The sequence below is a fragment of the Candidatus Njordibacter sp. Uisw_039 genome (assembly GCF_047730075.1).
Classification (GTDB): domain Bacteria; phylum Pseudomonadota; class Gammaproteobacteria; order Pseudomonadales; family Balneatricaceae; genus Njordibacter.
The window spans coordinates 612,446-627,090 of the sequence record NZ_CP159831.1 but is presented as its reverse complement, the minus strand read 5'-3'; the positions used below and the strand labels follow the sequence as shown (position 1 = coordinate 627,090).

The 14,645-nt window shown below is 44.9% G+C and carries 9 protein-coding genes; 3 read left to right on the top strand and 6 right to left on the bottom strand.

The window, feature by feature from the left end:
* The first annotated feature begins 1 nt into the window (after nucleotide 1).
* Nucleotides 2-2,332, top strand: coding sequence for a 3-hydroxyacyl-CoA dehydrogenase NAD-binding domain-containing protein (locus ABXT70_RS02980; protein ID WP_443641696.1), 2,331 nt, complete (start codon nucleotides 2-4; stop codon nucleotides 2,330-2,332).
* A gap of 216 nt (nucleotides 2,333-2,548) precedes the next feature.
* A complete protein-coding gene (locus tag ABXT70_RS02975; protein WP_443641695.1) occupies nucleotides 2,549-5,155 on the top strand; it encodes a methyl-accepting chemotaxis protein in 2,607 nt (868 codons plus the stop codon).
* A gap of 41 nt (nucleotides 5,156-5,196) precedes the next feature.
* Here ABXT70_RS02975 and ABXT70_RS02970 read toward each other — a convergent pair whose 3' ends face one another.
* The 6 genes from ABXT70_RS02970 to ABXT70_RS02945 all read right to left on the bottom strand — a co-directional run bounded on the left by ABXT70_RS02970 (nucleotide 5,197) and on the right by ABXT70_RS02945 (nucleotide 14,043).
* On the bottom strand, nucleotides 5,197-6,075 hold the full coding sequence (locus tag ABXT70_RS02970) for a carbon-nitrogen hydrolase family protein (protein WP_443641694.1): 879 nt from the start codon (nucleotides 6,073-6,075) through the stop codon (nucleotides 5,197-5,199).
* Complete coding sequence (locus ABXT70_RS02965) at nucleotides 6,056-10,063, bottom strand: YhdP family phospholipid transporter (protein ID WP_443641693.1); 4,008 nt, start codon at nucleotides 10,061-10,063, stop codon at nucleotides 6,056-6,058. Before ABXT70_RS02965 ends, ABXT70_RS02970 begins: the two co-directional genes overlap by 20 nt.
* Nucleotides 10,063-11,556 (bottom strand): ribonuclease G, encoded by a 1,494-nt coding sequence (rng, locus tag ABXT70_RS02960; RefSeq protein ID WP_443641692.1) that lies wholly within the window; start codon nucleotides 11,554-11,556, stop codon nucleotides 10,063-10,065. Before rng ends, ABXT70_RS02965 begins: the two co-directional genes overlap by 1 nt.
* A 21-nt stretch (nucleotides 11,557-11,577) precedes the next feature.
* The gene (gene mreD, locus ABXT70_RS02955; protein WP_443641691.1) at nucleotides 11,578-12,066 is read right to left on the bottom strand and encodes a rod shape-determining protein MreD; all 489 of its coding nucleotides are present in this window, start codon (nucleotides 12,064-12,066) and stop codon (nucleotides 11,578-11,580) included.
* On the bottom strand, nucleotides 12,066-12,860 hold the full coding sequence (mreC, locus tag ABXT70_RS02950; RefSeq protein ID WP_443642472.1) for a rod shape-determining protein MreC: 795 nt from the start codon (nucleotides 12,858-12,860) through the stop codon (nucleotides 12,066-12,068). The genes mreD and mreC overlap by 1 nt, the downstream gene beginning before the upstream one ends.
* A gap of 145 nt (nucleotides 12,861-13,005) precedes the next feature.
* Complete coding sequence (locus tag ABXT70_RS02945; protein WP_443641690.1) at nucleotides 13,006-14,043, bottom strand: rod shape-determining protein; 1,038 nt, start codon at nucleotides 14,041-14,043, stop codon at nucleotides 13,006-13,008.
* Nucleotides 14,044-14,330: 287 nt separating this feature from the next.
* Here ABXT70_RS02945 and gatC point away from each other — a divergent pair, with 287 nt between their 5' ends.
* Nucleotides 14,331-14,618 carry an Asp-tRNA(Asn)/Glu-tRNA(Gln) amidotransferase subunit GatC gene (gatC, locus tag ABXT70_RS02940; RefSeq protein ID WP_443641689.1) on the top strand — a complete coding sequence of 96 codons (288 nt, stop codon included), beginning with the start codon at nucleotides 14,331-14,333 and terminating at the stop codon, nucleotides 14,616-14,618.
* Nucleotides 14,619-14,645: the final 27 nt, after the last annotated feature.

Below are 14,645 nucleotides of genomic sequence, written 5' to 3'. Positions count from 1 at the left end.
CATGGCCAAACTAATCAACAATTCATTATCGGCAAAAACACCCATTAAAAAGGTTGCGGTCATAGGTGCCGGTACTATGGGCGCAGGTATTGCAGGCCAAGTAGCTAATGCTGGTGTGGAAGTATGGTTATTAGATCTACCCAGTTCTGGGGACAGCGTTAACGCGTTAGCTGAACGCGGATTTAAACGCCTACAAAACGTAAATTCTCCAGGTTTAATGAGTAATGAAGCGGGCCAATTCATTCACTGTGGCAACACCGAGGACGACTTTGAGCAGTTAGCTGATTGTGATTGGATAGCAGAAGCTGTGGTTGAACGTTTGGATATTAAACAAGCCTTATACCAGCGTATTGATGCCATCACAGGCCCAGACACCATCGTCACTTCAAACACATCCACCATTCCTATCAGTCTACTCACTCAAGGAATGCCACAGGCCTTTTGTGAGCGTTTTGCCATCACCCACTTCTTTAATCCTGTGCGCTTTATGCGCTTGTTAGAACTTGTACGTGGCGAACACACGCGTGACGAGGTGATCGATACCTTAGACCAGTTTTGTGAAAGCAATCTAGGTAAAGGCGTTGTGGTGTGTGAAGACACCCCAGGTTTTTTGGGTAACCGTGTTGGCGTATTTGCAATCCAATGCGCACTACATACAGCATTTAAATTGGGTTTATCACCCACCGAAGCTGACGTCTTATTTGGCCGCCCCATGGGCATCCCTAAAACGGGCGTATTTGGTTTATACGACTTAATAGGTATCGACCTCATGGCCGACGTTGCCAAAAGTCTAGAAAGTATTTTGCCAGCAGGCGACGAGTTCCATCAATACGCACAACCAATCCCCCTGATGACCCAAATGGTTGACAATGGACAAACGGGAAATAAAGGTGGCCAAGGTTTTTACCGAGACACGGAATCTGGCAGAGAAGCATTGAACTTGATTACTGGGGTATACAAACCAACAACCCGATTACAGTTGCCGTTGGCACAAAAAGCGGAAGCCGAAGGCGTAGCCGCGTTATTAGATGACGATAGTGTTTACGGGCGCTTTGCATGGCAGGTGCTGTCTAGCACTCTAAACTACGCAGCTGCACTAATCCCAGAAATAGGCAGCAACATTTTACCCATCGACGACGCTATGAAATTAGGCTACAACTGGATTTATGGCCCGTTTGAATTATTAGACCAGATTGGTGCTCAACGCGTGGTTGAACGCATGCAACAAGAAGATCGCAAAGTAGCGCCCATATTGTTACTGGCTGCTAAGAAACAAGGGTTTTACCAAGTTATTGAGCAGCAATTATGTAGTTTAGACCAGTGCGGTGAATACGTTGCTATAGAACGACCACCAGGAATGCTGCGTTTCTCTGAATTACGTCAAACTTTAACACCTGAATACAGTAATGCTAAAGCCAGCTGGTTTGTGCACGACAACGCCGCCATTGTAGAGTTTCACTCCAAGGCCAACGCCCTAGATAAGGAATCTATGGATGTTATTCGACACGCTCTGGAACACGCCCAAAACCGCCAATTGCGTGGTGTTGTGCTACATAATGACGCCCAGCATTTCTCTTGTGGGGTTAATTTAACGGCCTTCCGTGGGTTCTTTGAAACGGAAGATTATACTGGCATGGATAATTTCCTTCATCATTTTCAACAAACCATGCACGCCATTAATAAGTGCCCATTACCCGTAATTGCTGCTCCGGCTGGCATGTCCATTGGTGGTGGCTTTGAAGTAGTGTTAGCAGCTGATCACGTTATTGGACACGCCAACTCGGTTATGGGTTTGGTAGAAGCTAGCGTTGGCGTGGTGCCAGGTGGTGGCGGTTGTAAAGAGTACCTATACCGTTGGTATGAAGTGCTTGGCGACATCAAAGCTGCCGCATGGAAAGCGTTTATGATTGTTGGTTATGGCTGGACGGCAAAATCACCTCTAGAAGCCACTGAACAGGCAATGCTTTACCCTGAAGATCAATACATGATGAATCGAGATCGTTTATTAAGCGAAGCTCTATCGCAGCTTGATAAGGTCAAAAAAGCCAAACCCCGCAAACCATTACCTATGGCTGGTGAAGAGACCTATCGTGAAATGATGGACTGGTTGTTCGAAGCTGAAGACCAAGAAAAAATTACCCAACATGACGTTGCTGTAGGCAGCGAATTAGCGCGTATTTTTACCGGCGGTAAGGTAAAGGCCAATACCATGATGAGTGAACAGGATTTGTACGATGCCGAGCGAGAGTCTTTCTTACGCTTAGCGCGATCTAGTGATACCCAAGCTCGTATTGTAAGTATGCTTGATCTAGGCAGCCCCATAAGAAACTAGGTACAAACAGCAATAAAAAATACCCCTGGGGTGACATAAACATGCCAATTTGAGGCCTTCTGTAACCCCCCTTAAAACACTTACACTGTTACAATGGGATTAAGTGTTTAAACAGACTAGCCATGTACCAAGTACAAGTGTAATCTGTTTCTAACATAATAATTACCTAGTTTTTGCAATGGTTTTTGCAAATGCTTGCACACAGAGAGTTCCCCCATGTTGAATTGGCTTGCCAACCTAAGCATTAGCAAAAAGCTTATCACTTCTTTTTTGTTAGTCGGCATCATCCCTTTCATAGCACTAGGTATTGCCACTTTAGATAGTGCAACCAAAGCTTTGGAACAACAATCATTCAATCAACTTGAAGCTGTACGTGGCATTAAGAAAACTCAAATAGAAGACTATTTTCAATCGACTAAAGATGATCTTGACGTACTCAGGGAAACCTTAGAACGAGCCCTGTTGTTAGACAATAACGCTTTCGAAGCCTTTAATCTAAACAGGGCTGGTGGAGAAAAAGACTATTACACTACCTACATTGAAACATTTGGTTATTACGACCTATTCCTAATTAACCCAGATGGCTATATTTTTTATACCGCCGCCAAACAGGCTGACTATCAAACCAACCTTATTGATGGCACTTATGCTGAATCTCACCTGGGCCGGCTGTTTCAACAAGTAATAACTACTGGCGAGTTTGGGTTTGGTGATTTTGAACCCTATGCCCCCAGTAATGGTGAACCCGCCAGTTTTATTGCCCAACCCATTAAAAGTGCTGATGGCAATATAGCAATGATTGTTGCCCTACAAATCTCTCTACAGGGTGTAAATAGAGTTATGGGTGAGCGCTCTGGCATGGGTGCAACAGGGGAATCCTATTTAGTGGGCTATGATTATTTAATGCGATCTGACTCTTTCCTTGACCCGATCAATCATACTGTTAAAGCGTCGTTTGCTGACCCTGAACTAGGGCGTGTAGAATCAGAGGCTGTTAAATCTGCATTCGCAGGAAAAACAGGGTCACAGTTTATCGTCAACCGTGCAGGGAAATCTATACTGTCCGCTTACACAACAGTTAATATTTTAGATACTGAGTGGGCTTTACTGGCCGAAACCAACAAGTCTGAAGCCTTTTCACCCGTTGAAGAGCTTAAAATTCTGATGCTAAAAGTTGGCATTATTGGCATTATCCTTATCTTAATTTTTGCCTACTTTATATCAGCATCGATAGGCCGGCCAATTCGCTCATTATCTGGCTTGTTTACAAAATTAGATGAATCTGGTGATTTCTCACTACGCAATAAGGATATCTCTTCAACCGATGAAATTGGTCAAATGGCAGGGGCAGTTAACCAGCATTTAGAATCCTTACAAAATGCTATTGGAGCTGTCAATAGAGTGGTGACAGACGTATCTAAAGGTCAGTTCGACAATCGTATTGAACTTAATTTCAAGGGCGACTTGGCCACCTTAAAAGATGGTGTGAACAACTCTGCAGACAGTGTAGAGAAAACTATGGATGCCCTTAAGCAGGTACTAAACGCGATCGCTAAGGGTAACTTTGGTTATCGTTTAGAGGGTGTGGAGGTTGAAAGTAATTTCCGCAGCACACTAATCCGCACTATGGAGACCATGGAACAGGCCATTGGTGAAATTAACCAAGTGATGAATGCGGCTGCGTTAGGTGATTTTGACTTACGAGTAAACACCCCACTTAAAGGCGATTTAGATCAGCTTAAGATGGGCGTCAATAACTCTATCAGTGCCATTGCCGAAGCTCTAAGCGAAACCACTGCGATGGCAGAAAAGATGGCCTATGGTAATTTAACTCAGCGCATCACTGGCAAGTACAAAGGCCGCTTAGACGACTTAACATCGGCTCTTAATAGTTCTGTTGAGAACATGGAAAAAACGGTGTCTGCCGTGTTACAAGCAACAGATAGTGTGGCTTCAAACGCCAACGCTATTAGTCGTGGCTCTGATGACCTTTCCCAGCGCACAAGTGAGCAAAGTGCTTCATTAGAAGAGACGTCTTCTAGCATGGAAGAAATGGCTGCCACCATTGAGCACAACACTAACCGTGCTAATGAGGCAAGTAGCTTAGTAATGGGTACACAAAAAGATTCCTCCAACGGTGTAGAAGTGGTAAACAAAGCTGTTCAAGCCATGAGTGATATCGAAGAATCTAGTAGTAAAATCGTTCCTATCATTACCTTGATTGACGGTATTGCGTTCCAAACCAACTTGCTAGCTCTTAACGCTTCTGTTGAAGCGGCCAGAGCCGGTGAACATGGTAGGGGTTTCGCAGTAGTAGCGGGGGAAGTACGAACCCTTGCCCAACGGGCAGCCGATGCCGCCAAGGACATCAAAGTACTTATTGACGACAGCTCCAACAAGGTAAAAGAGGGCCGTAGCTTAGTGAACCAGACCGGTGAATCTTTATCCTCTATTAGCGAGTCGATCACTAAAGTGAGCGATATTGTAGCCAAAATTGCCACTGCAACTAGTGAACAAACCACAGTAGTTAACCAGATCAATTCTGCTGTAGGTCAGCTAGAGAATGTTAACCAACAAAATGTTGCCTTAGTTGAAGAGTCTTCGGCTTCTAGTTATTCGTTAAGCGATCAAACTAAAGCACTTAAGAATCAAATCTCCTTCTTTAAAGTGACTACTTCTGGTATTAACACCCCTACGGCTGCGCCACTAAAATCTGCTGAAGAAGTATTTGGTAAAGAAGCTTTGGCAGAAATGACAACGCCGGCATTTACGCCTCAACCAGAACCTGCCCCAAAAAGTGATGACGATTGGGAAGAGTTTTAATAACACCGTCTGATACAAAACCGGCAAATTTGTCGGCTTTTTTATTTCAATCGTCGTTGCGATTGTAACGGAAAGGCGGCTCTTATTGACTGTAAGTGCTCGAGATTGACTCGTGCTACAGCTATGCCTGGACCTTCGTCTAGTTCCACTATAATTTCACCCCACGGATCAATAATCATAGAGTGGCCAAAGGTTTGCCGATGATCGTGCTGACCACCGTGAGATGCAGCCAGAATATAACACTGAGTCTCAATAGCTCGCGCACGCAATAACGTGTGCCAATGTGCTTGGCCTGTGGTTCTGGTAAAGGCCGAACCATTAACTATGATCTGAGCTCCTAAATCTACCAGCTTAGCGTGGATTTCTGCGAAACGTAAATCATAACAAATGGTCAATCCCACCTTACCTACAGGCGTATCAATCACCACCAGTTCATCACCAGCTTCAAAGGTATCCGATTCACGGTAACTGCCATGACTGTCGGCAATGTCCACATCAAACATATGAATTTTATCGTAGCGAGCTACTTCAGCTCCCTCGTGGTCGTAAACAAAACAAGACGAACGGACCTTGTTAAGATCTTTTATACCTTCCTGGCAAGGTATGGTACCGCCAATAAGCCATACTTTATTAGCCTTGGCTTGCTGTGATAACCACAGACGTAATCCTCGTTTTGGTATAGCAGCTTCTGCACCATAAGCCACCATTTGTGGATCACCAAACACTGCGAAACTCTCTGGCAGCATAACAAGCTGTGCGCCCTGCAAGCTAGCCCGCTGGATCAGCAATGCCGCTGCTAGTAAATTATCTTTAACACTGAGCTTGCTAACAAGCTGCACTACGGCAACGGCAGGGCCTGGTCCAGTTAAATTAATAGCTTGACTTGAAACTGGGCTAGATTCACTCAATTGAGATGACATTTTCAATGCGCTCCTGAATAGACTGTTGTTGGTAGTCTTTATCAAACATCTTCACCAATGTGATATCTGGGTTATCAAGGGAGCCCAACACACTGTAGCGGGCGCTAGTAAAGGTAGCCAGTTCATCACCAATAAGTTTATTAGCCAAGTATATGACGCCACTCAGCTGTGGTAGGCCAGCGAATAAGGCAGCTAAAGGCAGCTTATCTACCACCGGCAAGGTAACAATTAAATTATTGTCTACTTGTCGCCGATTAAAATCAATCCAACCGTCCATTGCTAACTGCAACGTCGCAGACTTCAGCGTCAAAGGTGAGACAGTTGATGCAAAGCCATTCTCAAAATGATACTGGGCAGCGATACTGTCAAAGCTAAAGCCTGGCTGAATGATGTCAGAAAAATCCAGTTGCAGACGCTGCATGAGTCGACTCATATCGAGCAGAGCTAAAACTCTTAAGCCTTTGGTCATATTTGGTGAAGAAGAGAAGCTGCCCTTCTTAAGACGCAGGCCTAAATCGCCACTGGCTTCTTTTACCGCAAATGCCAAGGGAGAGCGAGGCCAATCTAACTGCACCTCAATAGCAGACGTTTCGACAACAAACGAAGGATTATAGCCCCAGTCCACTAGCATGCTGGCAGTATCACTAGATGCAACACGGCCAGTAAACTGAGTGCGATGAGCCCCGTCGGTTTTATCCCAAATTAGATTACCTTGCAGATAGCTGTGTCGAATGTACGCATCTAAGTCATGTACATTAACTTGAGTGCCCTGACGCCGAATTTTAAACTGCCACTGACCAAAAGATTCACCATTCTTAACTATCTCATCAATCGTTACGTCGGCATCTAGCAATTTGCTAGGATCAAAATTTTCTAGTAAGTCTTCATCTTCATCCGTTTCTGTTGCTGGTTCTGGAAAGTTTACATGGACGTAGTCAACGTGGATCATTAATGGGTGCTCAACGCCAAAATAGTCTATCTTGCCAGCTAACTGTTCTGATGTAAGTCGTAAGCGCCATGGTTTAAACGTTAAAAAATCACCTGATTCAGCAAGCGGCTCTAGTGTTATTGAGGCTTGGTCGACATCTAGACCATTCCAGGTTGTTCGCTTTATTTTCACATCTATTTCGGGTAATACTACAGCTGCAGGCTCTTTGTCTGCTGTTATCCGCCACGTTTGGAAACGATTTTGATAAACGTCCAACCATGGCTCCAAATCCACAAAATCTATTTGCCCACCAAGAGTCCATTGCCCCTGCTGCGCCCAATCAACGGCACCTTGAAAAGCTACATTTGTACCTAATACATTTAAACCACTAGAGTTCTCCTCAGGGCCCAGTTTAACGGCAACCTGATGCTGATCTATACTGGCATACCAATTTTGATGATCTTGCTGCCAATGGCCTAGCAACTGTAACTGTTGTAATTGACTCAAAGGAGCTGGCAGATCTATACCCGCTTTAGTCAAATCAACCTCTGCGCTTAGCGAAGTACACAAAGCTGCTGTTTGAGCACAAGTAGACAACCTTGCAACAAAGGGTAGTGCGCCTGAGATTTCTTGTGCCCAAGGCTGGTTAACTTTTGTTGCCAAATAATGTGATGGTAATCGCCCCTCAAATTCCATCGTTAGATTATCTTGTTTTGCAGTTAAGTTAGCATTGACGTCGCGCAAAATTTTATTAGGGATTTGAGACAACCAGGGTTTTGCAAGATCAACTTTGGATAGGCGCTTAAAGGTGATCAATTGGCCGTCTATAAGGCCATTACCAGTAATAGTTCCAATACCCCCGCGGGCAGAGCTCAAGCCAACTTCAAGTTCAACATGGCGCAAATCAGCTTGCAAGGGCGCCCAATAACCATTGACGCTATCACTAGATAACTTAAGGTCATAGGTTGTTTTTGATTTATGACCAAAAGGTATCGCTAAACTACCATGTAAAGACACTTCCCCTTGGGGTTTTAGCGCGTTCAACCATGTGGGTAAGCTGAGGTTCAACGGTAACTCCTCTGCCAAAGTCATCAGCTGCGAAGCTTCACCTACTATTTGCCCTTGCACTGTTATATAACGGCGTTGTTTATCTATTGTTTGGAGCACAGGAACTTCAACTCGCCAACCTTTCACCGACTGGGTTATTTGGCTGTGCTCCACAGACCCAGTCTGAACTTCTACTAGTGCGCCTTTATGGTCTAATGTCAAATTAGCCTTTAGGCCTTGGACTTGGGGCCAATATTGGTGATAACTAAAACTTGGTGCTTCCACATGTGCCGCAATAGGCATAGACCTTGCCATAACGCCAACAGCGTTTGCAATATCGCCTGGACGGCCGTTGTAAATTAGAGCGGCTTCAGTGAGCGTCCCAATAGGTGCTGCCGTCGCCAGCCAGGCGCCCAACTTGCCGCCGAGTACAATGTCTGGCAGCATACCAGGCAGGGTGCCTAGGTCGAGATTTTGCATACCCAAAGCCAGTTGTATAAAAGGTTCTGCAGTTGAACCTTTACGAGGAAACGCAGCCGCCATTTTTAAATTAATATGCCCTTGGTCAAAGCTGGCATTCATATTGGATGAGTTAAAACGGTTAGCCAAGGCACCGTAGCGCCAATTGAACTCCCCTTGTAAGCCACTGAACTGCCATGGCAGCGAAGTAAGTTTAGTAATGCGCAACTGCAAACCATCTATGTCATCAATGACCACCTTGCCACCATAGCGGTTGAGCCAGATATGGCCATCAGCCTGATTTATTTGCGGCACCCCAGACCATGCATCGATACTCACTTGCTGCATATTACCGGTAAACAAAAATTCTAGCTGCTGCTGAAAATCTAAATGCAACTGAGCCTGGTGCACCCAGCCCTTCGGTGCTAACGACTGAATAGGTAAATTGATCTTTACTGGCAAACTTTTAATGGTGTTCAATAATTTTTGTGCATTAGCCAAATGGAGTTTAGGGCTGCCCACAACGAGCCGTTGATTTATTTTATGGGCCTGCAGTTCGCTGAAGGGCAAAGCCACATCATTAATCTGCCCACTTAACGCTTGCCCTGTAAGATTCCAATTTGCTAATTGCCAATCTAAAGTTACCTGCTCGTCTAGCAGGCTAGTTGCTCTGATGTCACCTATCAAATCTACCTGATCAGTGGGTGTAAGGAGCTGTAATTGGGCACTTTCAGTAACTAATTGAAGATGTTTATTAACCTGATAATCTAACCAATACTTGCCACCCAAGCGCAAACGCTCCAGGTGAAGAAATGATTCATCGGGTACCAACAATGACAGCCAAGGGGCTATTTCCAAACCATTAGTGTGCAAATAGATTTGCGCGCGCTGGATGGTTTCGTTGGTTTTAATATCAAGAGTTACTTGGGTTTCTAAGTCGTAATCTAGTGCTTTGGTATTAGTATCGGTATCGCCATGTAGAGATAACATAATCCGCGTTAATCCAAGGCCAGTATTTGCTGCCACATGTACCTGAGCATTCAACTTAGGTATGCTAATAGGCCGGCCTTGGTTGGGTATTAGGGTAAGGCTAATGTCATGCAATAATAATTGAGGCACTCTGGTTGCTACTGCCAGCATGAGCTGGGGAACAGTTTGAGACCCATTTTCACTGGTAGTCTGAGGGGTCCAGTTACCGTCTTCTTGCTGCCCAACATTGATGGCCAAGCCCGTAGCTTGAACATGGGATAAGCGCAACATGTCCTCTTGCAAGGACTCCCATAAATCAACGCCTAAAGCTAAACGAGCGAGGGTTAAACCTTCTACGGTTTCTATACCTGTTAGGCTTAGCCGTAAGCCTGTACCTACTAACCTCACTTGAAAAGACTCTAACTTTAGTTCTTGCCCAATGGCTCTACTAACTTCTTTTTCAACCCATTGATGGTATAGCGGATGATGATCAATACCCCAGCGTAACCAAGATAAACTCAGCGCCGACACAACTAACAATAGGCACACACCAGCCATTAACCAGTGGATGATTTTAGCTACCATTAACGCAACACCACATCGTACTGTTCGCTAACATACATGGGCTCTACCCGTAAGGAAATGGTCTTACCTATAAACTGCTCTAGCTCTGCTAAACGATGAGCTTCTTCATCTAGAAGTTGATCGATGACAGCTTGTGATGCCAGTACCAAATAAGTATTCGTGTCGTAAGCTCTATGGGCCCGCAGAATTTCTCGAAATATTTCGTAACAGATAGTTTCTGGCGTTTTATTGGTGCCCGTACCTTCACACGAAGAACAGGGCTCGCATAAAAGCTGCTCGAGGCTTTCGCGCGTGCGTTTTCGTGTCATTTGGACCAAGCCTAGTTCTGACAATGCTAACACTTTAGTTTTAACGTGATCTTTAGCTAACGCGCGGTCTAAGGTTCGAGCCACTTGGCGCTGATGTTCTAGATCTTGCATGTCAATAAAATCTAAAATAATAATGCCGCCAAGATTACGCAGTCTAAGCTGTCTACCTATAGCGGTTGCCGCCTCAAGGTTGGTCTTAAATATGGTTTCTTCTAGGTTACGATGCCCTACATAAGCCCCAGTGTTAACATCCACCGTGGTCATAGCTTCGGTTTGATCAACAATGATATAACCACCAGATTTTAACTGCACTTTGCGCCCAAGGGCTTTTTGAATCTCGTCTTCTACATTATAGAGGTCAAAAATAGGTCGCCCACCGGGGTAATGTTCTAACTTAGTGGCCATATCTGGCACCAACTGATCAATGAATTCCGTAGCTTTTTGATACGTTTCTTTTGAATCGATGCGAATTTTCTCGATCTGCGGATGGGCAATATCTCGCAAGGTTCGGAGCGCTAAGGGTAGATCTTGATAGATTATTTGAGGAGCTTTGCCAGCGGCAATTTGTTGGCTGACTTGGCGCCATAAGCGCCTTAGAAAATCAACATCCTGCTGCAGGCTTTGTTCACTAACGCCTTCAGCTACAGTGCGAACAATAACACCTTCCTTGGTGAATTCAGACTCGGTGAGTTTAGACGTATCCTGCAGCCCTGCAGGCTGAGCTAAGTAGCTCTCTATGCATTGTTTAAGGCGCTGCTTTTCGTCTTCATCTTCGATACGCTGAGATATGCCCACATGGTCACTTCCGGGCAAATACACCAAGTAGCGTGATGGAATAGAAATTTGGGTAGTAAGGCGGGCGCCTTTAGTGCTAATGGGGTCTTTTAGCACTTGCACTAGCAAGCTTTGTCCTTCTCTTACTAGTTGTGCGATTTCATCTGAATGTGGCTGGCCATTTTGTGGTTCAATATCAGCCACATGAATAAATCCTGCGCGCTCTAAGCCAATCTCTATAAACGCAGCCTGCATGCCTGGCAAAACACGAGCAACTTTACCCAGATAGATATTGCCCACAATGCCACGATGGTCATTACGCTCTAGATGAACTTCTTGTAGCATGCCATTTTCAATCACCGCCACGCGGGTTTCCATGGGGCTGAAATTAATGAGAATTTCTTCGTTCATTGTGCGGCTCTATCCTTTACCTTAAGTGACTTTAAACGCTCGGCGAATGCCACGTAACACAACAAATAACCACAACCAAAGCAAACCACTTATTGGCGCTGGCAACAAAAACCACAAACCACTGCTAGCGTTGCTGCCGATCCCTTGAAACCAATAGGTAATACATTGGTTAATGGCCACTAAAAAAAACACCACAACGGCTTGTTGCCAAGAACGGTACATGCGCAAACGACGGTACATTAGCATAGTAAAAAAAGTCACCACTACCATAGCTAGCGCATTAACCCCTAGGTGATTTCCCTGTAATAGATCAAGCAACAATCCCAATATGAACGCCCAGCCTAAGCCAAACCGATGGGGCAAGGCGATGACCCAATAAATGAAGACGACTAAAACCCATTCTGGCCAACCCCACTGCACCCACTCGGGCATAGGTAACGCGGTTAGCATAAAGGCGGCAAGCAGGGTTATAAAAGGCACCCCGCGATTATGAGCCCTTTGCATAACCATTAGTTACCGTCCTGTTGAGCTAGATTTTGCTGCTGTGGTGTTTCGATCAATAGCAGATGGCGTGAGCGATCTAGTTGAGCTGTGGGTTTAGCCCACACCTTAGCGAAGTCTTGCCCGGTAAAATGTCGCACCTCAATCACTTGCGCTACAGGATAACCCTTGGGGAAGCGTAAACCCAACCCCGAACTAACTAATATATCGCCTACTTCAATATCGGCTGTATCAGAGAGGTCTTGTAGTTCCAAATAATCATATTGACCTAGGCCATAGGCCACGGTGCGTAAACCATTACGGTTCACCTGCACGGGGATGGCATGATCTGCATCAGTAATTAATAACACTCGGCTAGTAAAAGCGGAAGTGGAAATTATTTGCCCCATGACACCAGTGGCGTCGAGCACCGGCTGGCCTACAAAAGCGCCACTATTAAAACCATTATTAATAATCACCTGATGGGTAAAGGGGTCCGAATTAATACCAACAAGTTCGCTGACGGTGACTTTTTCGTCTAACTGTTCGCTACTATTAAGCAGGTCGCGCAAACGGAAGTTTTCCACAGTGAGCGCGGCTAGCTTCTGCACTCTTCTTTCGGCCAGCAAGGTTTTGGCTCTTAATTGTTTGTTTTCGGCAATCAGTTCATCACGAACCTGCAACCTTTCATCCAACCAAGTCCATGAGCGTTGAGGCACATCAACCAGCCATTGCACGGGAGTAACAGCCAATGAGAGCCACGCACGAATCCGTTGCATTTGATCAAACTGGTAGTCAGAAATAATTAAACTGAGACAAATCAAACCGTAAGTAATGAATTTTTTAACAGTAGATTGGCCCTTAAACAAAGGATTGATAACAAGTCTCCTAACGATCCAATCGTGCTAAAGCAACAACGGCGAGATTGCTTAAGCCACCCCGCCGTTGTTTTATTCTAAATTGAACAGTTTAATCTCTGGCCAGTAAGTCAAAGGTACTATCGTCAAGCATCTGCAAGACCCTACCGCCACCGCGTGCTACACAAGTTAAAGGATCTTCTGCAATAATAACTGGCAAACCCGTTTCTTCACTGATCAAACGATCTAAATCACGCAGCAATGCGCCGCCACCGGTGAGCACAATACCACTTTCGGCAATATCGGAAGCTAGTTCTGGTGGCGAGTGCTCCAAGGCGCTCTTAACAGACTGAACAATAGTGGATAACGGCTCTTGCATAGCCTCCATAATTTCGTTGCAGTTAAGTGTAAAACTACGTGGAATACCTTCCGCAAGGTTACGGCCTCTGACGTCAATCTCTAAGATGTCAGTACTTGGATATGCTGTACCAATTTCTTGTTTAATACGCTCCGCAGTGGCTTCACCAATTAGGGAGCCATAGTTTCGGCGCACATAAGCTATAATGGATTCGTCAAAACGGTCACCACCCACACGTACAGATTCTGAATAAACCACACCGTTAAGAGAGATGATGGCAATTTCAGTGGTACCACCACCGATGTCAACCACCATAGAGCCACTGGCCTGCTCAACGGGCAAACCTGCACCAATTGCGGCTGCCATAGGCTCTTCTATTAAGTACACTTCCCGGGCACCTGCGCCCATGGCCGATTCTTTGATAGCGCGGCGTTCAACTTGGGTAGATTTACACGGCACACACACCAACACCCGAGGACTAGGTGTCATAAAACTGTTTTCATGTACTTTATGGATAAAGTGCTGCAACATTTTCTCCGTAACATGGAAATCTGCAATCACACCGTCTTTTAAAGGACGAATAGCCATAATGTTGCCAGGCGTGCGTCCCAACATGCGTTTAGCATCGGCACCTACTGCAGCTACACTTTTTTGGTTACCATGAGTACGAATTGCAACTACTGATGGCTCGTTAAGTACAATGTCTTTGTCACGGACATAAATTAGGGTATTAGCGGTACCTAGATCAATAGATAGGTCGCTAGAAAATAGGCCGCGGATTTTTTTAAACATACTAGTTTATTGGCTCTAATCGGAGAATAATTGCGATCTACATAAACCGCTGCTACTAAGTGTTAAATATTAACAATCAAGGGGCATTTGAGCAAGGTTAATTCGTTTTCCAACGGCGCAATTTATGCTAAATTAGAGCCCTTTTTTGCTTCTTATACATTTGCTGCAAATTAACTTAAAGTTCTGCTTCAATTTAGCAGCCTAATTTCAATACCATTTTGAGTGTAATTGAACTAAAAAGTTCAACTTCTGCTCAGGTGATTAATATAGCCTCAATCGAGAACATTATGGCCTTAGAAAACGCTGACATCGAAAAGATCGCCATTCTTGCCCGTTTGCAAGTCATCAATAGCGAAACTAACGATTACGCTAATAGCATTTCCAGCATCTTGTCCCTTATCGACCAGATGCAACAAGTAGATACCGATGGTGTAGAGCCTCTGTCCAATCCTCACGATGCAACACAACGCCTGCGTAAAGATGAAGTCACTTGCGACAACCAACGTGAAGCCTTTATCGCTATAGCGCCTGCTACGGAAGACGGCCTATACCTTGTGCCTAAAGTACTTGATTAACGTATTCGATTAACAAAGCGACAGCAT